General features: G+C 33.1%; 22 protein-coding genes. 8 read left to right on the top strand and 14 right to left on the bottom strand.

From position 1 onward, the window contains the following. Positions 1-38 precede the first annotated feature (38 nt). Positions 39-926 (bottom strand): 4-hydroxy-tetrahydrodipicolinate synthase, encoded by an 888-nt coding sequence (dapA, locus tag IWX80_RS15920; protein ID WP_196854310.1) that lies wholly within the window; start codon positions 924-926, stop codon positions 39-41. Positions 927-933: 7 nt separating this feature from the next. After that, entirely contained in the window at positions 934-1,452 is a 519-nt protein-coding gene (locus IWX80_RS15925) for a DUF6913 domain-containing protein (RefSeq protein WP_196854311.1), read from the bottom strand. 47 nt (positions 1,453-1,499) lie between these two features. Between IWX80_RS15925 and IWX80_RS15930 the strand changes: the two genes are divergently transcribed. Together IWX80_RS15930 and IWX80_RS15935 are read left to right on the top strand one after the other, a co-directional pair. Then, positions 1,500-2,279, top strand: coding sequence for a 5'-nucleotidase C-terminal domain-containing protein (locus IWX80_RS15930; RefSeq protein ID WP_196854312.1), 780 nt, complete (start codon positions 1,500-1,502; stop codon positions 2,277-2,279). Positions 2,280-2,420: 141 nt separating this feature from the next. Further along, positions 2,421-3,332, top strand: a complete 912-nt coding sequence (locus IWX80_RS15935; RefSeq protein WP_196854313.1) for a bifunctional metallophosphatase/5'-nucleotidase — start codon at positions 2,421-2,423, stop codon at positions 3,330-3,332. A gap of 31 nt (positions 3,333-3,363) precedes the next feature. Here the strand turns inward: IWX80_RS15935 and IWX80_RS15940 are convergent, their stop codons facing one another. The 6 genes from IWX80_RS15940 to rpsF all read right to left on the bottom strand — a co-directional run bounded on the left by IWX80_RS15940 (position 3,364) and on the right by rpsF (position 7,930). Continuing rightward, entirely contained in the window at positions 3,364-3,831 is a 468-nt protein-coding gene (locus IWX80_RS15940) for a hypothetical protein (protein ID WP_196854314.1), read from the bottom strand. Between the two features lie 241 nt (positions 3,832-4,072). Continuing rightward, positions 4,073-6,091, bottom strand: a complete 2,019-nt coding sequence (ligA, locus tag IWX80_RS15945; RefSeq protein WP_196854315.1) for an NAD-dependent DNA ligase LigA — start codon at positions 6,089-6,091, stop codon at positions 4,073-4,075. Positions 6,092-6,166: 75 nt separating this feature from the next. Continuing rightward, entirely contained in the window at positions 6,167-6,640 is a 474-nt protein-coding gene (locus IWX80_RS15950; protein ID WP_196854316.1) for a DUF6495 family protein, read from the bottom strand. A gap of 137 nt (positions 6,641-6,777) precedes the next feature. Next, the gene (gene rplI / locus IWX80_RS15955; protein ID WP_113634537.1) at positions 6,778-7,221 is read right to left on the bottom strand and encodes a 50S ribosomal protein L9; all 444 of its coding nucleotides are present in this window, start codon (positions 7,219-7,221) and stop codon (positions 6,778-6,780) included. A 65-nt stretch (positions 7,222-7,286) separates the two neighbouring features. Continuing rightward, positions 7,287-7,583: a 30S ribosomal protein S18 gene (gene rpsR, locus IWX80_RS15960; protein ID WP_007138295.1), complete on the bottom strand. Its 297-nt coding sequence runs from the start codon at positions 7,581-7,583 to the stop codon at positions 7,287-7,289. Positions 7,584-7,588: 5 nt separating this feature from the next. Further along, a complete protein-coding gene (gene rpsF, locus IWX80_RS15965) occupies positions 7,589-7,930 on the bottom strand; it encodes a 30S ribosomal protein S6 (protein WP_035671622.1) in 342 nt (113 codons plus the stop codon). Positions 7,931-8,095: 165 nt separating this feature from the next. Here rpsF and IWX80_RS15970 point away from each other — a divergent pair, with 165 nt between their 5' ends. Next, on the top strand, positions 8,096-8,791 hold the full coding sequence (locus IWX80_RS15970) for a LytR/AlgR family response regulator transcription factor (RefSeq protein WP_113634538.1): 696 nt from the start codon (positions 8,096-8,098) through the stop codon (positions 8,789-8,791). A 7-nt stretch (positions 8,792-8,798) separates the two neighbouring features. On the opposite strand, the gene priA is transcribed toward IWX80_RS15970, so the two are convergent. The 4 genes from priA to nadC form a co-directional block, all read right to left on the bottom strand. Beyond that, a complete protein-coding gene (priA, locus tag IWX80_RS15975; RefSeq protein WP_196854317.1) occupies positions 8,799-11,264 on the bottom strand; it encodes a replication restart helicase PriA in 2,466 nt (821 codons plus the stop codon). Between the two features lie 76 nt (positions 11,265-11,340). Further along, positions 11,341-11,769, bottom strand: a complete 429-nt coding sequence (locus tag IWX80_RS15980) for a DUF2147 domain-containing protein (RefSeq protein WP_196854318.1) — start codon at positions 11,767-11,769, stop codon at positions 11,341-11,343. 120 nt (positions 11,770-11,889) lie between these two features. Continuing rightward, complete coding sequence (locus IWX80_RS15985; protein ID WP_196854319.1) at positions 11,890-12,798, bottom strand: YihY/virulence factor BrkB family protein; 909 nt, start codon at positions 12,796-12,798, stop codon at positions 11,890-11,892. Next, on the bottom strand, positions 12,795-13,652 hold the full coding sequence (nadC, locus tag IWX80_RS15990; protein ID WP_196854320.1) for a carboxylating nicotinate-nucleotide diphosphorylase: 858 nt from the start codon (positions 13,650-13,652) through the stop codon (positions 12,795-12,797). Before nadC ends, IWX80_RS15985 begins: the two co-directional genes overlap by 4 nt. A 285-nt stretch (positions 13,653-13,937) precedes the next feature. Here nadC and IWX80_RS15995 point away from each other — a divergent pair, with 285 nt between their 5' ends. The 3 genes from IWX80_RS15995 (at position 13,938) to rlmH (ending at position 15,606) form a co-directional block, all read left to right on the top strand. Continuing rightward, a complete protein-coding gene (locus IWX80_RS15995) occupies positions 13,938-14,369 on the top strand; it encodes a hypothetical protein (RefSeq protein WP_196854321.1) in 432 nt (143 codons plus the stop codon). Positions 14,370-14,522: 153 nt separating this feature from the next. After that, positions 14,523-15,014: a CIA30 family protein gene (locus IWX80_RS16000; RefSeq protein ID WP_196854322.1), complete on the top strand. Its 492-nt coding sequence runs from the start codon at positions 14,523-14,525 to the stop codon at positions 15,012-15,014. A 118-nt stretch (positions 15,015-15,132) separates the two neighbouring features. Beyond that, positions 15,133-15,606 (top strand): 23S rRNA (pseudouridine(1915)-N(3))-methyltransferase RlmH, encoded by a 474-nt coding sequence (rlmH, locus tag IWX80_RS16005; RefSeq protein ID WP_114753979.1) that lies wholly within the window; start codon positions 15,133-15,135, stop codon positions 15,604-15,606. Positions 15,607-15,638: 32 nt separating this feature from the next. Here the strand turns inward: rlmH and IWX80_RS16010 are convergent, their stop codons facing one another. Then, positions 15,639-16,271, bottom strand: coding sequence for a hypothetical protein (locus IWX80_RS16010; protein WP_196854323.1), 633 nt, complete (start codon positions 16,269-16,271; stop codon positions 15,639-15,641). A gap of 2 nt (positions 16,272-16,273) precedes the next feature. Next, positions 16,274-17,098: a dihydropteroate synthase gene (gene folP, locus IWX80_RS16015; RefSeq protein ID WP_196854324.1), complete on the bottom strand. Its 825-nt coding sequence runs from the start codon at positions 17,096-17,098 to the stop codon at positions 16,274-16,276. An 88-nt stretch (positions 17,099-17,186) separates the two neighbouring features. Here folP and IWX80_RS16020 point away from each other — a divergent pair, with 88 nt between their 5' ends. Continuing rightward, on the top strand, positions 17,187-17,732 hold the full coding sequence (locus IWX80_RS16020) for a DUF1599 domain-containing protein (RefSeq protein WP_196854325.1): 546 nt from the start codon (positions 17,187-17,189) through the stop codon (positions 17,730-17,732). A gap of 19 nt (positions 17,733-17,751) precedes the next feature. Then, positions 17,752-18,852 carry a BT_3928 family protein gene (locus IWX80_RS16025; protein ID WP_196854326.1) on the top strand — a complete coding sequence of 367 codons (1,101 nt, stop codon included), beginning with the start codon at positions 17,752-17,754 and terminating at the stop codon, positions 18,850-18,852. Positions 18,853-19,063 lie beyond the last annotated feature (211 nt).

The following is a 19,063-nucleotide window of genomic DNA, read 5'->3' on the forward strand; positions in this document are numbered from 1 at the left end:
TTCAAAATATATTTTTTGTTTAAAAAAAGACCCTTTCTTTACCCTTGCTTATTGATTTTTTTGACAAACTCATCAATCCTGTTAGCCAGAGAATCATCTACTTTTACCAATGGCAAACGCACGGTATTTTCTGAAATTCCCAGTGATAGAAACACTTGTTTGATTCCTGCTGGATTTCCCTGCTCAAAAATCATATCAATACAATCCGCTAAAAGGTATTGCGTTTTGAAAGCTTCATCCACTTTTCTGTTTAACCCTAAACGTATCATTTCAGAAAATTCTTTTGGAAAACCTTGCCCAATAACTGAAATTACGCCTGCTCCACCAGCTAAAACCATTGGTAGTGCAATCATGTCATCGCCTGAAATCACCAGAAAATCTTTAGGTTTATTTTTCAATAATTGCATTGCCTGAACAAGATCTCCTGCCGCTTCTTTTATAGCTACAACATTTTCAAAATCATTAGCCAATCTAATAACTGTTGATGACAACATGTTACTCGCCGTTCTTCCTGGTACATTATATAATATTACTGGAATTGGAGAAGCTTCAGCAACTGCTTTGAAATGTTGGTAAATCCCTTCCTGTGTAGGTTTGTTATAATATGGTGAAACAGAAAGTATCGCTGCAAACGCTGATAAATCTCTAGTCTTAAGTTCTTCAACAACTTTTAATGTATTATTACCTCCAACTCCCAACACTAATGGTAAAGCACCTTTATTAGCTTCAATTACAGTACGAATAACCAATTCTTTTTCCTCTGGAGACAAAGTTGCATTTTCTGCAGTAGTACCCAAAACTACCAGATATTCAATTCCTCCATCGACAGAAAAATTTACGATACTTTTTAATGCCTCGGTGTCAACTGAAAAATCTTGTTTAAAAGGGGTTACAAGAGCAACACCAGTTCCTATTAATGATTGCATATTATATTTATATTTTGTTTAATAATTTTAAATATTTGAATAACTCACTTGTAAAAATACTGTAATTATTGACCTCAGTTTTAATCATGAAATGATTTAACCTTTTGTCTATGGATGAAAAACCTACTTTGAAATGTGCTTTTGAATTATTCGTAATTTGCATCAGAATTGCTTTTTCTAAATCGTAATAACTGATTAACAAATCAAATTTTTCATTAACGAAATCATTTACATCAGCTGAAGAAAATTCTCCGTTCCAATTAAGATGTTTGTCACTAAATGTAGGATGAATTTCTCCGTCACTTTTTTTAAATTTCTCGTAATAAACAATCGTTTTAATATTTCCCGGAGGAATTCCCCACGATAACAATTCTTTAATCAGCGATTCTGTATTATTAAAATCAGAGGCATCAACCACTATACCAATCGATTTGACAGTATCAGCGGTGACATTATTTTTCAAATTTTGCAAGCTGTTTTTTAATGTTTTTTTTAGAAAAAAATTCTTTATATAATTCAAAAACATAGTACTTTTACTTGATTACAAAATTAATTAATTAAGTCGCATTTAAAATGGTAAATCTAAAAAAGTATAACGACGTTTCTAAACTTTTTGTTATATTCTTAACATTTTTATTTGTTGCCTCTTGCAGCAAACAAAATTACTACGTCACTAAAATTGAAGGAAAACGAATTCCTATTACTGAAAAGGAAAATCAAGTTCCTGCAATTGAAAATTTCATAAAACCGTATCGGGAACATATCAACAAAGATTTAGATAGTGTTCTGGCGTATTGTCCTGAAACATTGGATAAAAGCACGGGTAAATGGCAAACTACAATTGGTAATTTGATGGCTGATGTTACCTTAATGAGAGGGAATCTTGTATTTCAAGCCAGAGAAAAAAAGAATATTGATATTTGTTTGCTTAACAGCGGCGGAATTCGTTCTATACTTCCAAAAGGGAATGTAACAGCCAGAACAGCTTTTGAAATCATGCCTTTTGAAAACAGCTTGGTGGTTATTGCATTAAAAGGAGAACAAATTATGGAAATGGTCGACTTTTTCATCGCTGAAAAAAAACCACATCCATTATCAGGTGTAACCTTTACTATTGATAAAAATAATGTTGCCAAAAATATTTTAGTTCAAGGAAAACCTGTTCAAAAAGAGACCATTTATTATGTGGGAACCAATGATTATTTGTCTAATGGTGGAGACAACATGAATTTCTTCAAAAAAGGAGTTCAGAAATTTGATTTAGAATACAAACTACGAAATATCCTTATTGATTATTTTAAAGAAGTGGATACCATTCCTGTGATAAAAGATGTTAGAATCACGGTTGAATAAGTAATTCGAATTTAGAGAACAAAATAGTTTTAGAAAACGGAAAGCCCTAGCCCTGATTGAAGTGAAAATCCTTTTTTATCGTTTTTTAACGATAAAAAAGATTGCAACGAAAAGCGGGAAATAGCTCCAAAAAAATATAAAATGAAGAGAAGAGAATTTATAGAAAAAACAGCTGCTGGTTCAGCGTTGATAGGTTTAGGTGTATCATTAAGCAGTTTTGAGTCATCAAAAACTAGACAATTGACGGTTTTACACACGAATGATGTACACAGTTATATTGATCCTTTTCCAGCGGATCATCCCAGAAATGCAAATATGGGTGGTGTTGCAAGAAGAGCGGCATTGATTGAAACGATTCGGAAAGAAAATCCAAATGTATTACTATTGGATGCCGGTGATATTTTTCAGGGAACGCCTTATTTTAATTATTATGGTGGAGAATTAGAGTTCAAATTGATGAGTATGATGCAATATGATGCGTCTACAATAGGAAATCACGATTTTGATAATGGTGTGGAAGGTTTGCATGCACAAATGCCACACGCCAAATTTGAGTTCATTTCCGCCAATTACGATTTTAAAAACACCGTGATGGATGGTTTTGTAAAACCGTATAAAATATTTCATAAAAACGGAATAAAAGTTGGTGTTTTTGGGCTTGGAATAGAGCTTGCAGGATTGGTTGACAAAGGAATGTACAAGGAAACCGTGTACAATGACCCTGTTGAAACAGCTCAAGATATGGTGCGGATTTTAAAGAAAGAACAGCAATGCGATATTGTTATTTGTCTGTCGCATTTAGGGTACAAATACAGAGACGAGCCTGCTAAAATTTGTGATTTGAAATTAGCCGAACTGACTCAGGATATAGATTTGATTATTGGCGGTCACACACACACGTTCTTAGACAAACCTACAGTTGCCAAGAACCTTGTAGGCAAAGAAGTTTTAGTAAATCAAGTGGGTTGCTACGGTATTAACTTAGGTAGAATAGATTTTTATGTTGACAATAATAAAGCTAAAGCTTTTGAAGGAAAATCGATTATAGTTTAACTATAATCGATTTTTTTTATGTTGAAAAAAATCAGATAATTTGTTCGATACTTTCTTTTTCATTGGCATTCAACCTTTCGGCATCAATGACAAATTTATAAAAAGCGTAATAACTAGTTACATACAAAATCATTCCCAAAGGTTTAAAATAGGTTAATGGCAAATTGTACAAAAAACATTTTTCGATAAAAACTGTAAAATAGAATGCTATAAATAGTACGCCAAATATTGAAAGCCAAGGTGTATTTGCATTTTCATTCATAAAATAATTTGACAAGATAACTCCTCCAATAACGGACACTAAGATATTTTGGACTAACAAAGGATAATAAAATTCTTCTGGTATTCCATCCGAAATAGATAGTAAATAAGAAAAAATAAAAATAAAGGGAATTATCGCTATTAGTATTGGTATAAAATCTTTGACCTTATTCAACTTTACAATATAAACTATTAGTAAAAGTCGATGAATTACAATTCCGGCTACTCCTAATCTCAAAAAAAATGGTGATTCCGGAATAATAAAAATACTGGTAAGCAACAAAAAAAAGGTAGTTATAAAAAAAAACACATTTCGTTCCTTAGAGGTAATCCAATAGAGATAAATTAGAAGTGCGGCAACTATGGGTCTAAATGCAAACAAAATTATTTTAAATGAAAACAATTCTGCTAAAACTTCCACTATTGCAAAAGAAAACAAAAAACATACTAATGTATTTTCCTGTATAAGATTATACTTTTTAGTCAGTAGCCGCATCCGTTTCATTTATTAAATTCATAAAATCATCTTCAGAAATTATAGAAATATTGAGTTTATTGGCTTTTTCTAATTTAGCAGGCCCCATATTATCGCCCGCTATAAGATAATCCGTTTTTGCCGAAATGGAACTCCCCACTTTTCCCCCATTATCTTCAATTGCTTTTTTCAAATCATCTCTTGAAAATTTCTCAAAAACACCTGAAACTACAAAGGTTTTACCGGAAAGTTTATTGGTTGCATTTGGATTTATTTTTTCAATAATTTCAAATTGTATTCCATGTTGTTTAAGTCTTTCAATGATATTCCGATTTTCCTGATTATCAAAAAAATCAAGCACACTTTGCGCAATTCTTTCTCCAATTTCGTCTACTAAAATTAAATCCATCAATTTAGCCTGACTCAATGCATCAATACTTTTATAATGTTTGGCTAGTTTTTTAGCCACTGTTTCTCCAACAAAGCGGATTCCAAGTGCAAACAGAACGCGTTCAAAAGGGATATTTTTTGAGTTAGCGACACCGTTTACTAAATTTTCAGCAGATTTTTGGGCCATTCGTTCCAAAGGAAGAATTTGCTCAACTTTTAATTCATATAAATCAGCATAGTTATGAACCAATCCGTTATTGAAAAGCAAAGCTACTGTTTCGCCTCCAAGACCTTCAATATCCATTGCTTTTCTGGAAATAAAATGCTGGATTCTCCCAATAATCTGCGGTGGACAGCCATAAAAATTAGGGCAATAATGGTTTGCTTCTCCTTCGGTTCTAACCAAAGCCGTATTACATTCCGGGCAATTTGTAATGTATTTTGTTGGCTCTGTATTTTCTGGGCGTTTGCTTAAATCAACAGCGATAATCTTAGGGATTATCTCTCCTCCTTTTTCTACAAAAACAGTATCTCCAACCCGAATATCTAATTTCTCAATTTGATCTGCATTGTGCAAAGAAGCTCGTTTTACAATAGTTCCGGCTAATTGTACAGGCTCTAAATTAGCTACCGGAGTTATAGAACCAGTTCGTCCAACTTGGTATGAAATAGAATTTAATTTTGTAGAAACCTGCTCTGATTTGAATTTATAAGCAATTGCCCAACGAGGTGATTTCGCAGTAAAGCCCAACTCATCCTGATAATGAAAAGAATTAACTTTTACCACGACACCATCCGTTTCATAAGGAAGATTATGCCTGTGCGTGTCCCAATAATCGATGTATTGAAAAACTTCATCTAAGTTATGCGCCAACTTTGCTTCCTTTGGAGCTTTAAATCCCCATTTTCTAGCAGTTTCTAATCCCTCAAATTGCGATTTGAAAGGAAGATTATTTCCAATTAAAAAATATAACAGACAATCCAAAGGCCTTTTTGCAACTTCAGCGCTATCTTGTAATTTCAAACTTCCTGAAGCTGTATTTCTCGGATTCGAATAAGGCGTTTCGCCAATTTCAATTAATTCCTGATTCATTTTTTCAAAACCTGCAAAAGGCAAAATGATTTCACCTCGAACATCAAATTTATCGGGGAAATTTCCTTTCAACTCTAAAGGAATTGATTTTATAGTTTTGATATTGTTCGTAACATCATCACCTTGAAAACCATCGCCTCGCGTAACTGCACGCTTTAATTTTCCGTTTTCATAGGTAATACTAATAGAAGCTCCATCGTATTTTAATTCACAAGTATATTCTAATGGAACATCGCCTAGAACTTTCTGAATGCGTTTCTCCCAATCGATTAATTCTTCTTTGGAATAGGAATTATCAAGAGAATACATTCGGTGTTCATGCGGTACAGTTTGGAAGTTTTTCGTTATCGTTCCTCCTACACGCTGCGTAGGTGAATTTTCGTCAAAGTATTCTGGATATTGACTTTCAAGCTCTTGAAGCTGTTTTAATTTCAAATCAAATTCATAATCAGAAATTATAGGTTTATCTAACACATAGTAATTATAATTGTGCTGATTTAATTCTTCCCTTAATTTTTGAATCGTATTTTGAATATCCATAGAAAATAAAAATTGGCTATTTTAGTTTTGAAAAAGTGTACTAAAATAACCAATTAAAAATAAATAGCAATACAATTATGACGCTATAATAGTATTTATTTGCTGGTATAAAAGGCCGTCGCTTAAAAACGAACCTTGTTGTATCAATTCGAAAATTGAAGTATTACGCTCTTCGGTAAACTCTTTTTTCCCAACTTTCATTTCAATAGTATCCGTAAACATATTATCGCTAAGCCATTGCAATCCGTCCTTTGTTAAAAAATCAACCTCAGGAACTAACGATTTTAAAACTATCGATTGAACATACGTGTCAAAACAATGAAAGAGAAAAATATGGTTTTTAGAAAAATGTTCTAAATAAGTTGCTTTCGAAAGAACACCTTCCCAAATCAAGTCTGAAAACACGTCTAGTTCTTGTTCCGCAACTTCTGGTTTCTCAGCTTTTATTTTATCCCACTCGGCTTTATCAATTGCTTGAGTAGCTAAAAAAGTACTGAATTCTTGGTTCAATTCTTCAAATTGCTCTTTTGTTAATCTTGAGTATTTCATTTGTGATGAATTTATTTCAGCATCTTATTATTTAAAATGCTCTTTAATTTATGAATTAACGAATCTGAAACAGGTTCAGTTTAAACAAAAAAAAATCCCGACTTCCATCGGGATTTAATTATATAAATTTAAAAAATTTATGCTTTTTCAGCAACAATTTCGTAATCTAATTCAACGATAACATCTCTGTGTAAACGAACACTAGCATTATATTTACCAGTACGTTTAACGATTCCGCTTGTGATGAATTTTCTTTCGATTTGTTGTCCACCTTTAGCTAAAGCTTCAGCGATATCAATATTCGTGATTGAACCGAATAATTTTTCACCACCTGCTTTTGCAAAGATTTTAATTTCGATAGCTTTCAAAGCTTCAGCTAATGCTTTTGCATCTGCCACCACTTTAGCTTCTTTGTGCGCTCTTTGTTTTAGGTTTTCAGCTAATACTTTCTTTGCAGAAGAAGTAGCTAAATGTGCATGACCTTGTGGGATCAAAAAGTTACGACCGTAACCATTTTTTACCGTTACAATATCATCTTTAAAGCCTAAGTTTTGAACGTCTTGTCTTAATATAAGTTCCATGTTGTTGTCCTTTGTTATAGAAGTTAGGTTTCATGTTTCAGAAAACCAACAACTGAGTTTAATTATTATTTTAGTAAATCCGCCACATATGGCATTAAAGCTAAGTGACGTGCTCTTTTCACAGCAACTGAAACTTTTCTTTGGTATTTTAATGAAGTTCCTGTTAAACGACGAGGAAGAATTTTTCCTTGCTCATTTACGAATTTCAATAAGAAATCAGCATCTTTATAATCAATATATTTGATACCTGATTTTTTGAAACGACAATACTTTTTAGTTTTGTTTGTTTCTATGTTCAAAGGCGTAAGATATCTGATATCTCCGTCTTTTTTTCCTGAAGCCGATTGTTGTAATGTTGCCATGATAATTAAGCTTTTGTAGATTTTAATTTAGTTCTTCTTCTTTCAGCCCAAGAAATAGCGTGTTTGTCAAGACTTACAGTCAAGAAACGCATTACTCTTTCGTCACGTCTAAATTCAGTTTCAAAAGCAATAAGAACTTCTCCAGCTACTTTGAATTCGAAAAGGTGGTAAAAACCACTTTTTTTGTTTTGAATTTCGTAAGCCATTTTTTTAAGGCCCCAGTCTTCTTTCGACACCATTTCTGCTCCTCTACTAGTAAGAAAATCTTCAAATTTGCTTACTGTTTCCTTTACCTGAACTTCAGATAAAACGGGATTTAAAATGAAAACAGTTTCATAATGATTCATAAATATATATTTATTTGTTATTTTGGGTGCAAAAGTAATCAATAATTCTTAGCAAACAAGAGTTATTTCATTTTATTCGATGTATGGTAAAAAAAATCGGCTCTATTAATTTTTTTTTAATAAAAAAGTAGTATGTTTACGTAGCCAAATCTAAAATACAAAATTATGAAACTAAACTGTGTCGTGGTGGATGATAGTTCTATCCAAAGAATGATTATCGCTAAGTTAGTTAATAATCATCAGAATTTACACTTAATTGGTGATTTTTCTAATGCTATCGAAGCAAGAAGTTGCATGTCTATTCATAATGTGGATTTAATTTTTCTTGATATCGAGATGCCCGTAATTAGTGGCTTTGATTTCTTGGATGGATTAAAAGTAAAACCACAAATTATTTTCATCACTTCCAAGGCTGAATATGCCATGAAAGCTTTTGATTATGACGCTACCGATTACCTTCAAAAACCAATAGCAATCGATCGATTTAATGCATCAGTAAAGAGAGCTATTGATTTTCATTTGCTTAAAAAAGAGAATAAAGAAGAAGAAGGTGAACACATTTTCATAAAAAGCAACTTGAAAAAATTGAAAATTTTCACTTCAAAAATAAAATGGATTGAGGCATTTGGCGATTATGTGAGAGTAGTAACTGAGGAAGACAGCAATTTAGTACTTTCTACAATGAAATCTTTTGAAAATGATTTGTCGAAAGAAAAATTTGTAAGAGTACACAAATCCTACATTATCAACATAGATAAAGTAGAACGTTTTAACAGTAAATATGCTGAAATTGGAATGACAAAAATTCCGCTGAGCCGCCACAAAAAAGAAGATTTAGTTCGGGCATTATCCTTTTCTTAATAGCTCATCAATAAAAATCTACATTCAAAGTAACTTTTATAGCTCTGTACTGAGCAACCGCTTCAAAACTATTCAGCATTTTCTGAATAGTTTTTTTTGTGTTTCCAATAGACACATTTTGAGGAATTTTGATAATAATCGTACGGATATATTCATTTCTGATTCTGCTGATTGCCGGTTCTTCAGGTCCTAAAACCGGCATATTCAAGTTTTGGCTCATCACTTGGTACAACCACATGGAACCTTCCTTCAACTTATCAAAATCACGCTGTTTCAAAGTCAGCTTTATGATTCTGAAATACGGAGGGTATTTATAAATTTGTCGGTCATACAACTGTTCGTTGTACATTCCCAAATAATCATTATTAGTGACTTGTTGTATGGTATTGTGATTGGGATTATAGGTTTGTATGATTACTTTCCCTTGTTTTTCTGAACGTCCCGCTCTTCCTGCAACTTGAGTCATCATCTGGAAACTTCTCTCAAAAGCCCTGAAATCAGGATGGTACAACATATTATCCGCATTCATAATTCCTACTAAACTCACATTATCAAAGTCTAATCCTTTGGCCAGCATTTGAGTTCCTACAAGAATATCCATTTCTCTGTTTTTGAAACTATCAATGATTTTTTCGAAACCAAATTTTCCTCGTGTCGTATCCTGATCCATTCTCCCTATTTTTGAATTTGGAAAAATAGAAATCAGTTCTTGTTCGATTTGTTCCGTTCCAAAACCTTTGGTAGTCAAATCAATACTCGAACACGCGTGACAATGCGTAGGTTTTGCCATAGTGTACCCACAATAATGACAACGCAACTGGTTTTTATGCTTGTGATACGTCAAACTTACATCACATTGCTGGCATTGTGGCACGTGACCGCAAGTGATACACTCTACAACAGGTGAATATCCTCTGCGGTTTTGAAATAAAATCACTTGTTCTCCTAGTGACAATGCATTTGTAATTTCTTCAACTAAAACATCGCTGAAATGTCCGGTCATTTTTTTACGGAAGTATTTGTCTTTCAAATCAACTAATTCAATATTGGGCATCATTACATTTCCAAAACGTTTGGAAATTTCCACCAGACCAAATTTATCTGATTTGGCATTAAAATACGTTTCTATACTTGGCGTAGCTGAACCTAAAAGAACTTTTGCTTCATGCGAATGAGCCAAAACTATAGCTGCATCGCGTGCATGATATCTTGGAGCCGGATCTACTTGCTTGAAAGTCTGTTCGTGCTCCTCGTCTACAATTATGAAACCCAAATCATGAAATGGCAAAAATAAAGCGGACCTCGCTCCTATTACTACTTGCGCTTTCTCCGATTTTTGTAAGACTTGATTCCAAACTTCAATGCGCTCATTATTGTTGTATTTCGAATGAAAAACAGCCACTTTATTTCCAAAATACGCCCTTAAACGCCCCACTAATTGAGTCGTCAAAGCGATTTCCGGTAGTAAATACAGGATTTGTTTCCCAGTTACCAAATACTCTTCGATGAGTTTGATATAAATCTCGGTCTTTCCACTGGAAGTTACGCCATGCAACAAACACACTTCTTTTTGAGTAAAACTTTGTTTAATTTCCTCAAAAGCAGTTTGCTGATCTAGGCTTAATTGCAATTCACCTTCGTTAATTTTTCCATTGAAATTTACTCGGTCTTCTTGAAGAAAATAATCCTCGAATATTTCTTTTTCGATTAAAGCTTTTACAATCGCAGCAGAAGAATTAGCTTCCTCAATTAGTTTTTTTACGGTTATGGGTTTAGCTACGCCTTGAGTCTTTTCAGTTGCATACAATTGAAAGTAACGCATCACGATTTCCTTTTGTTTGTTGGCATTTTTCAATGTTTCCAATAACTCGCCTAAACCTTGATTGGATTCATATTTAGGATGTAACCTTAAGTATCGAACTAACTTAGGTTTATAGCTTTCTTGTATTTCCTCCTGAAGTACCAAAATATTCTTATCAACCAGTTTTTGGATAACAGGAAAAATATTTTTCTTGTTTAAAATAGCAATAATATCGTGGACTTTTAGAGAACTTTGCTGCTGCAAGGCTTCATAAACCAGAAATTCATCATCCGAAAGAAGGCTGGTATCAATAAATGAATCTGTTTTTTGAGAAATAAGGGTTTCGCTTTCCAGCAAAAGAGCGCTTGGCATGGCGCCACGATACACGTCCCCAATGGCGCACATATAATACGAAGCAATCCATTGCCAATGTGCAATTTGGATTTCGGTAACAATAGGTCTTTCATCTAGTATTTGATGGATTTCCTTAGCTTCGTATAATGCGGGTTTATTTTGATGAATTTCAATAACTAAAGCGGTATATATTTTGCTTTTTCCGAAAGGAACTGCTACCCGCATTCCTTTTTTGATGTAATGAAACTCTGACTCGGAAACACTGTATGTAAAGGTTTTGGCTAGGGAAAGTGGTAAAATTACTTCTACAAAATACATTTAATAGTAATTAAGAGTTATGAGTTGTGAGCTATGTTTATGTATTACTTGGAACTCATAACTCTTAATATTTTAATTATTTTACTCTATTCCAGGTTTGGGTTCTTCCAAATAATGCCACACCAATATAACCTCGAACATTCAGCTTGTCATTCCCGTCTAAAGCCATAAAGCATTTGTATAACTTCCCCGTAGTTGGGTCAAGAATTTTTCCTGAGTTGTACTCCTTACCATCTTTTTTGAGTCCTTTGATGATAACAAGACCCATAACCGGTTTGTTTTTTTCCTCGCCAGAACATGCCGTACACAAACTCTTTTTCTTTTCGACATCAATGATATCAACGATTTTCCCGTAAATTTTACCAGAACGCTCGTAGATTTCTACGATTGATTTAGCTTTTCCAGTTTCGTCATCGATAGTTTTCCATTTCCCAATAACGCTATTGGATTGTGCATAAAAAGTCATTGAAACTAATAATGCCAGACTCGTAATTGTATTTCTCATTTTTTTTTATTTAGCCCTGATAGTAGTGGAAATCCTTTTCTTTTTTTCTTTAAAAAAGAAAAGATTGTAACGAATAGCAGGAAATAGCTCCTAATTTTGAAACTATTTAGATTTAATAATTTACTCTTTTTTAGCTTTTAATTTATTTACTGTTGCATTCAATTCAAAACCCAACAACAATATCATACAGTTGATCCAAATATAAAACATCAAGATCAATAAAGTTCCTATTGAACCGTATAATTCATTGTATTGTGAAAATTTTGTGACCCAGATTCCAAAAAAATAGGAATCCAATATAATCAAAATAGTAGTAAAAACGGATCCTATGGAGATGAAAGCTCTGTTTTTGTCGTGTTTTGTACCAAATTTGAAAAGTATGGATGTGGTCATCAAAATCATCAAAATAACAAAAGCATATCGTCCGATAACGATTAATTGAATTTGGTCACTGAATACTGTTTTCTGTATCAAAACTTCAAAAACAACAATTATTGCAACGGTCACTAATAACAATAACGACAATAATAATGACATTCCCAAAGCGACTAAATATTGACGAATAAACCCTCTTTTTATGAGGACATGACGAGAGGTTTCAAAGCCTCCAAGAATGCCATTTAATCCATTTGCCATCAGGAAAATTGACAATATAAATCCCGAGGATAATAATCCGGAATCACTATTATTCAGAATATCGCTGATGATTTTGTAGATTGCATCATAAGTATTTGGTGGTACTCCATCCTTTACAAACATCAAAAAATCTTCCTGAAAACCTACAATAGGAATAAATGGAATTAGATTTAATATGAAAAGTGCAAAAGGAAACAATGCCATAAAAAAACTAAATGCAATCGCACTAGCGTGATAGGTTAAGGCACTTTCGACTATTCCTAATCCATATATTTCCATTAAATCATACAAAGACAAGCCTTCTAACCAAGGAAGTTTTATCTTTTTTAAACCAAACATAAGATTCCGAATAATTGGAATTCTTCGTAGTTTCAATTCAATTTCTTTACTCATAATGCTTTCAAGCTCAAATCCATGTTGTATACGGAATGCGTCAACGCGCCCGAAGAAATATAATCTACGCCGCATTCGGCATAGTTCCGAATCGTGTTTTCATTAATATTTCCTGAAGATTCTGTTTGGCATTTATCACCAATTAAAGCTACTGCTTTTTTAGTATCCTCAAAATTGAAGTTGTCTATTAAAATCCTGAAAACGCCTTCGCTCTGCAAAATTTCTTCAATCTCATCCAAATTTCTGGCCTCGACAATGATTTTTAGATCCAGATTATTTTCTTTTAAATATGCTTTTGTTTTGGCTATAGCCAGAGTGATTCCACCTGCAAAGTCATTGTGGTTATCTTTGAGCATTATCATATCATACAATGCAAAACGATGGTTTTCGCCTCCGCCAATTTTGACTGCCCATTTCTCACAAGCTCGAAATCCCGGTGTCGTTTTACGTGTGTCTAGAATTTTAGTAGTTGTTCCCTCTAATAAACGAACATATTCCTTAGTTTTAGTAGCAATCGCTGACATTCTTTGCATTGAATTCAAAACTACGCGTTCTGATTTCAAAATAGATTGCGAACTTCCTGATACATGAAAAACGATGTCACCTTTTTTTACCGGAGTTCCATCCTGAATAAAAGTTTCCATTTGCAAATTAGGATCTACATATTCAAAAACCATTTTAGCAAAAGCTACACCGGCAATAATGCCATCTTCTTTGACCAATAATTTTGCTTTCCCATTTGCTGCAGCCGGAATACAAGCTAATGAACTGTAATCGCCAGACCCTACATCCTCCCGAATGGCATTTTGTATTAGTATGTCTAACTCGTTTTTAAACTGTATATCGCTAATCATTTTATAGGAAATTTATAGAATGCTAAAGTAAGGTATATTTTGTGGAATTGAAAATTTGTAGGTCGGGTTCTTTGGAAAAAAGATAAAAACGAATCCACAATATTTAGAAAATATACCACACAAAGCAGAAAAATTGTGTGAAATTATGGAGATTAATCTTACAACAATCGCACTAAATATTTGACTTTGGGCTATCTATACAATTCAAACTTTAGAATCCTATTTTTTTTTAGGGCAATCCTATTTAAAATCTTATATTTGGATTTAGTAATTAAAACACTGTTTATGAAATCTTTTTTAAGCTTACTTTTTGTAACCTCGCTGCTTTTTACCTCATGTAAAAAAGAAGCAGAAACCCAAAATACCACTCCAACAAACGTTGTTCCTTTTACGGAAGTTGGCAGACAAATGAAAACTGAAGCTGATACAGCAATCCAACCACAAAATTCAACTGCACAGCCAACAACCACTGCCGCTGGTGCAAATCCAGCTCATGGTCAGCCCGGTCATCGTTGTGATATCGCTGTTGGAGCGCCTTTAAATTCTCCTGTTGCCGCAACAGCTCCAGCAACTTCTCAACAAAACACTGCGGTTCCTGCTAATACAGTAACGACCGCTCCAGTAGAAATTACTCCTACTGCCGAAGGAATGAATCCACCACACGGACAAGCAAATCACCGCTGTGATATTGCTGTTGGTGCTCCGTTACCAAAATAGGAATTGAAAATTCACCAAAATAAAACTGGCGTAAACCTTCATAAGTTCATGCCAGTTTTAGTATTTATAGTTACCCCATTTTTCGTTTAGCCTAATGAAATAAAAAACATCGTTTTACCTATTTTCAGAAACAACAAATTCAAAACCAACATTATGAAACCAGCCTTAATTTTTAATTTTGATTTAAAAAGCAACCTTGTCAATTGGAAAGTTGTAAATGACGCTGTGATGGGCGGAATCTCCGAAAGTAAATTCTATCTGAATTCAAATGGAGAGGGAACTTTTGAAGGCAAAGTCTCTTTAGAAAATAATGGCGGATTTTGCGCCGTAAAATATGTTTTTGCGCCGCTAATTTTAAAAGATGCTACACATTTTTGCATTCGGATTAAAGGAGACGGTAAACAATATCAATTCAGAGTAAAGACCCATCGAACTGATTCCCATTCATATGTGTTTCCTTTTCAAACTATCACAGATTGGCAAACGATTGAAATTCCAATCACGGAATTGTATCCAGCATTCAGAGGACAAAAATTAAATCTACCTAATTATGACGGTTCTCATTTAGAAGAAATCACTTTCTTGATAGGTAATAAAAAAGAGGAAACATTTCGATTGTTAATTGATAATATTGAGGTAAAATAAATTATTATTCTAGCTTTTTCTTTACAAACTTAAAGTCATTTTATTAATTTCTACCAAAGAAAAAGACACATTAAAACTGTTAATTTCTCTATCTTTGCGCCTCTGAAATCCATCAAAAATGAACATTAAATTAATTGCTATCGGTAAAACTGATAACAAAGCCTTACAATCTTTAATAGACGATTATACCAAACGTTTGTCTTTTTATATTAAGTTCGATTTGGATATTATCCCTGATATCAAGAATGTAAAAAACTTATCAGAAAGCCAACAGAAAGAAAAAGAAGGCGAATTGATTTTGGCAAAAATTACACCTACTGACCAACTTATTTTGTTGGACGAAAACGGAAAAAACTTTTCCAGTGTAGGCTTTTCAGAAGAATTACAAAAGAAAATGAACTCCGGAGTGAAGACTTTAGTTTTCGTAATTGGTGGTCCTTACGGATTTTCAGATACGGTTTATGCTAAAGCACAAGGAAAAATATCGCTGTCTTTAATGACTTTTTCGCATCAAATGGTTCGGTTATTTTTTATCGAACAATTATATCGTGGCTTTACGATTTTAAGAAACGAACCGTATCATCACCAGTAATTATTTCGATTGAAGTGTTATTTCTTTTAAGTTTAGTAAACAAACTCTTCCTGTTTTATATTAAATTCCGACGATGGCAACTTTAAACCATTAATGAAAATTTTGTTTTGAATGTAACTTCCAAAATTCAAGTTTTTATCAAAGCAAAAAACATACTGATTCGATGTAATACTTGGAAGTTTATTCAAATAGGTTTGCAACTCTTCTTGTTTTACCACGATATCATCTACTAAAATTTCATTGTTTTTAGTAAAAAAAACCGCAACTCCTGACTTTGGTTTTTCCATTTTGTAATACACATTGGTAAAAGGAATAAAAGCCAAATTTTTTCCAATCGTATCTGCGTAGGAATAATAATTTTCGGCCTTTTCATTCTTGTGTGCTTTTTCTTCGCGCTTTTTTTGTTGCAACTTCATGATTTCAGGTATTGCTAATCGTAAGGGCAAACGTTTGTCAACATTTAGAATCCAATTAGTCGAAATAATACTGTTTTTTCTGTTTACTTCTGCCAGCGTATCTTTTCCTTTTGTTCTGAAAAAAACATAGATTGGCGAAAGATCATCTACATTTTTTACAATTGAAGTATTTGCTTTTGGCAGTAAAATATCTTCCTTGTTTCCACAAGAAAACAGCGTAAAAAGAACAATCAGAGTAAAATATTTCATCTTTATAAATTGATTTTATTGAATAATGTAAAGCATTCCATAGCTTCTTTTACATCGTGAACACGGAGGATTTTAGCCCCTTTTGTCAATGCCAAAGTATTCAAAACTGTAGTTCCGTTTAATGCATTTTCTATTGTAGTGTCAAGCGTTTTATAAATCATGGATTTTCTGGAAATCCCAACAAGAAGCGGCAGTTCCAATATATTAAACAATTCCATTTTTTTAAAAACTTCATAATTTTGAGTTATCGTTTTGGCAAAGCCAAAGCCCGGATCGATAATCAAATCATTAATTCCAAAACTTCTGGCAACAGCTACTTTCTCCGAAAAATAGAATAACATTTCTTTTACAATATCATCATACTCCGTAAGTGTTTGCATCGTTTGCGGATTACCTCGCATGTGCATCATAATATAAGGAACATTATATTTTGCAATAATTTCAAACATTTTATCATCCAAATTTCCTGCTGATATATCATTGATGATGGCCGCGCCGCTTTCTATTGAAGCTCTCGCAACTTCACTTCTAAAGGTGTCAATCGAAACTATTGTCTCTGGAAAATGTTTTAGAACCAAATCTACAACAGGAACAATTCTCGAAATTTCTTCTTGTTCCGAGACAAATTCTGCATTTGGTTTACTGGAATAAGCGCCAATATCAATAAAAGTTGCGCCATCAAGCAACATTTTTTCAACTTGAGAAAGTATTTCTATTTCATTTTTATACTTTCCACCATCAAAAAAAGAGTTGGGCGTCACATTCAAAATCCCCATTACTTTTGGAGTTGATAAGTCAACAAGTATTCCTTTGCAGTTAATAGTCATTCGTTTACAGTTTTAAAGACTTCAAAATTCGACATTCAAAAAAATTATCTTATTTTTGAAAAAATTTCAAGACAAATATACACCAATAATGAAGAATACTTCAAAGGAATATGATACGGTTATTGCGAATTGTCGCGCACTGTTTATCAACAAAATGAAAGATTACGGATGTGCTTGGCGCATTTTACGATTGCCTTCATTAACGGATCAAATCTACATTAAAGCCCAAAGAATTAGAAGTTTACAGGAAAACGAAATTCGTAAAATTGATGAAGATGAAACAGGAGAATTCATCGGAATTATCAATTATTCTATTATGGCGTTGATTCAATTGGAATTAGGCGTTGTGGATCAACCCGATTTAGACGTTGCAAAAGCCACTGAATTATACGATGCCAAAGTCAAACTTACCAAAGATTTAATGGAAGATAAAAATCATGATTATGGGGAAGCTTGGCGCGAAATGCGTGTGAGTTCGCTAACTGATTTGATTTTACAAAAACTACTTCGCGTCAAACAAATTGAAGATAATAAAGGAAAAACATTAGTTTCTGAAGGAATCGACGCTAATTATCAGGATATGATTAATTATTCTGTTTTTGCCTTAATTCTAATGGGTTTTGGAAATAAATAAAAAAAAGCATTACTTAAATATGAAAAATATAATTACTCAATTTTCTAGAATTTTCGTTGGAATCCTATTCATTATCTCCGGATTAATCAAACTGAATGACCCAATTGGGTTCTCTTATAAATTAGCTGAGTATTTCAGTGAACCCGTTTTCAACATGCCCTTTTTTGTTCCGTTTGCACTAGGAATCGCTTTATTTTTGGTGATTTTAGAAGTGGTTTTGGGGATTATGTTGCTCATTGGTTACAAAACCAAATTCACTATTTGGAGTTTATTAATCCTGATTGTACTGTTTACTTTCCTAACTTTTTATTCTGCTTATTTTAATGTAGTCAAAGATTGTGGTTGTTTTGGAGATGCTTTAAAACTAACACCTTGGCAATCGTTTACTAAGGATATCGTTTTACTTTTCTTTATTCTGATATTATTTTTCAATCAAAAATTAGTAAAACCTTTATTTAGCAACAACATTCAAAACATAGTCATTTATGCCAGCATCGTTTTGTCATCATTGATGGGAGTTTGGGTTTTAAACCATTTGCCAATAATCGATTTCAGACCTTATAAAGTAGGAAACAATATTCAAAAAGGAATGCGAATTCCTGACGGAGCAGAAAAATCTGTAGTAGAAATGGTCTTTATTTACAAAGTTGGTGGTGTCGATAAAGAATTTACTGAAAAAGATTTGATGGCAATTCCTGAAGGCGCTGTATTTGTTGACCGAAAAGACAAAGTCATCACAGAAGGTTACGTTCCTCCTATTCATGATTTTACAATGGAAAAAGACGGTTCTGATTATAAAGAGGAGTTTTTAGAAGCACCAAAATTGATGTTGATAACCGCTTACGATTTAACCAAAGCAGATCACAGTGGAATGGCAAAATTGGAAAAACTGAATCAAGAAGCTAAAGCAAAAGGATATCAGGTAATTGCAATGACAGCCTCTTCACCCGAAGAAATAGCTGCTGCAAAAAAACAATTTGGTATAACATTTGACTTCTATTTTTGCGATGCCATAACTGTAAAAACCATCGAAAGAGCCAATCCAAGTATTGTTTTGATTGAAAAAGGAACAATAAAACAAAAAGTTCATCACAATGATATTGCAGATTTAAAATTCTAAATAAACCATAAAAATCTATAAAGTCGTAAAGTCCGAAACAGGAAACTTTACGGCTTTTTTTTTAAAAAGAATGGCAAGTGCTATCCCGAAAAATCACTAAGTCAAAATCATTAGATTATTTTTAAACTATAACGATATTGCTTTGTCATTTTCGGATAATGCTTTCAAAATTTCTTATTCTGTATAACGCATTCAAATTGTTTGATTAACT

This window comes from Flavobacterium sp. CAN_S2, from assembly GCF_015752255.1.
In the GTDB taxonomy this organism is placed as follows: Bacteria; Bacteroidota; Bacteroidia; order Flavobacteriales; family Flavobacteriaceae; genus Flavobacterium.

What these genes read in the sequence shown, in the direction of transcription:
- priA (WP_196854317.1), bottom strand. Translation starts at nt 11,264, where the DNA reads ATGTATTTTGTAGAAGTAATTTTACCACTTTCCCTAGCCAAAACCTTT.
- dapA (WP_196854310.1), bottom strand. Translation starts at nt 926, where the DNA reads ATGCAATCATTAATAGGAACTGGTGTTGCTCTTGTAACCCCTTTTAAA.
- nadC (WP_196854320.1), bottom strand. Translation starts at nt 13,652, where the DNA reads ATGATTAGCGATATACAGTTTAAAAACGAGTTAGACATACTAATACAA.
- IWX80_RS15995 (WP_196854321.1), top strand. Translation starts at nt 13,938, where the DNA reads ATGAAATCTTTTTTAAGCTTACTTTTTGTAACCTCGCTGCTTTTTACC.
- IWX80_RS15985 (WP_196854319.1), bottom strand. Translation starts at nt 12,798, where the DNA reads ATGAGTAAAGAAATTGAATTGAAACTACGAAGAATTCCAATTATTCGG.
- IWX80_RS15950 (WP_196854316.1), bottom strand. Translation starts at nt 6,640, where the DNA reads ATGAAATACTCAAGATTAACAAAAGAGCAATTTGAAGAATTGAACCAA.
- IWX80_RS16025 (WP_196854326.1), top strand. Translation starts at nt 17,752, where the DNA reads ATGAAAAATATAATTACTCAATTTTCTAGAATTTTCGTTGGAATCCTA.
- IWX80_RS15935 (WP_196854313.1), top strand. Translation starts at nt 2,421, where the DNA reads ATGAAGAGAAGAGAATTTATAGAAAAAACAGCTGCTGGTTCAGCGTTG.
- folP (WP_196854324.1), bottom strand. Translation starts at nt 17,098, where the DNA reads ATGACTATTAACTGCAAAGGAATACTTGTTGACTTATCAACTCCAAAA.
- IWX80_RS15980 (WP_196854318.1), bottom strand. Translation starts at nt 11,769, where the DNA reads ATGAGAAATACAATTACGAGTCTGGCATTATTAGTTTCAATGACTTTT.
- rpsR (WP_007138295.1), bottom strand. Translation starts at nt 7,583, where the DNA reads ATGGCAACATTACAACAATCGGCTTCAGGAAAAAAAGACGGAGATATC.
- rlmH (WP_114753979.1), top strand. Translation starts at nt 15,133, where the DNA reads ATGAACATTAAATTAATTGCTATCGGTAAAACTGATAACAAAGCCTTA.
- IWX80_RS15970 (WP_113634538.1), top strand. Translation starts at nt 8,096, where the DNA reads ATGAAACTAAACTGTGTCGTGGTGGATGATAGTTCTATCCAAAGAATG.
- rplI (WP_113634537.1), bottom strand. Translation starts at nt 7,221, where the DNA reads ATGGAACTTATATTAAGACAAGACGTTCAAAACTTAGGCTTTAAAGAT.
- ligA (WP_196854315.1), bottom strand. Translation starts at nt 6,091, where the DNA reads ATGGATATTCAAAATACGATTCAAAAATTAAGGGAAGAATTAAATCAG.
- IWX80_RS16010 (WP_196854323.1), bottom strand. Translation starts at nt 16,271, where the DNA reads ATGAAATATTTTACTCTGATTGTTCTTTTTACGCTGTTTTCTTGTGGA.
- IWX80_RS15930 (WP_196854312.1), top strand. Translation starts at nt 1,500, where the DNA reads ATGGTAAATCTAAAAAAGTATAACGACGTTTCTAAACTTTTTGTTATA.
- IWX80_RS15925 (WP_196854311.1), bottom strand. Translation starts at nt 1,452, where the DNA reads ATGTTTTTGAATTATATAAAGAATTTTTTTCTAAAAAAAACATTAAAA.
- IWX80_RS16000 (WP_196854322.1), top strand. Translation starts at nt 14,523, where the DNA reads ATGAAACCAGCCTTAATTTTTAATTTTGATTTAAAAAGCAACCTTGTC.
- rpsF (WP_035671622.1), bottom strand. Translation starts at nt 7,930, where the DNA reads ATGAATCATTATGAAACTGTTTTCATTTTAAATCCCGTTTTATCTGAA.
- IWX80_RS16020 (WP_196854325.1), top strand. Translation starts at nt 17,187, where the DNA reads ATGAAGAATACTTCAAAGGAATATGATACGGTTATTGCGAATTGTCGC.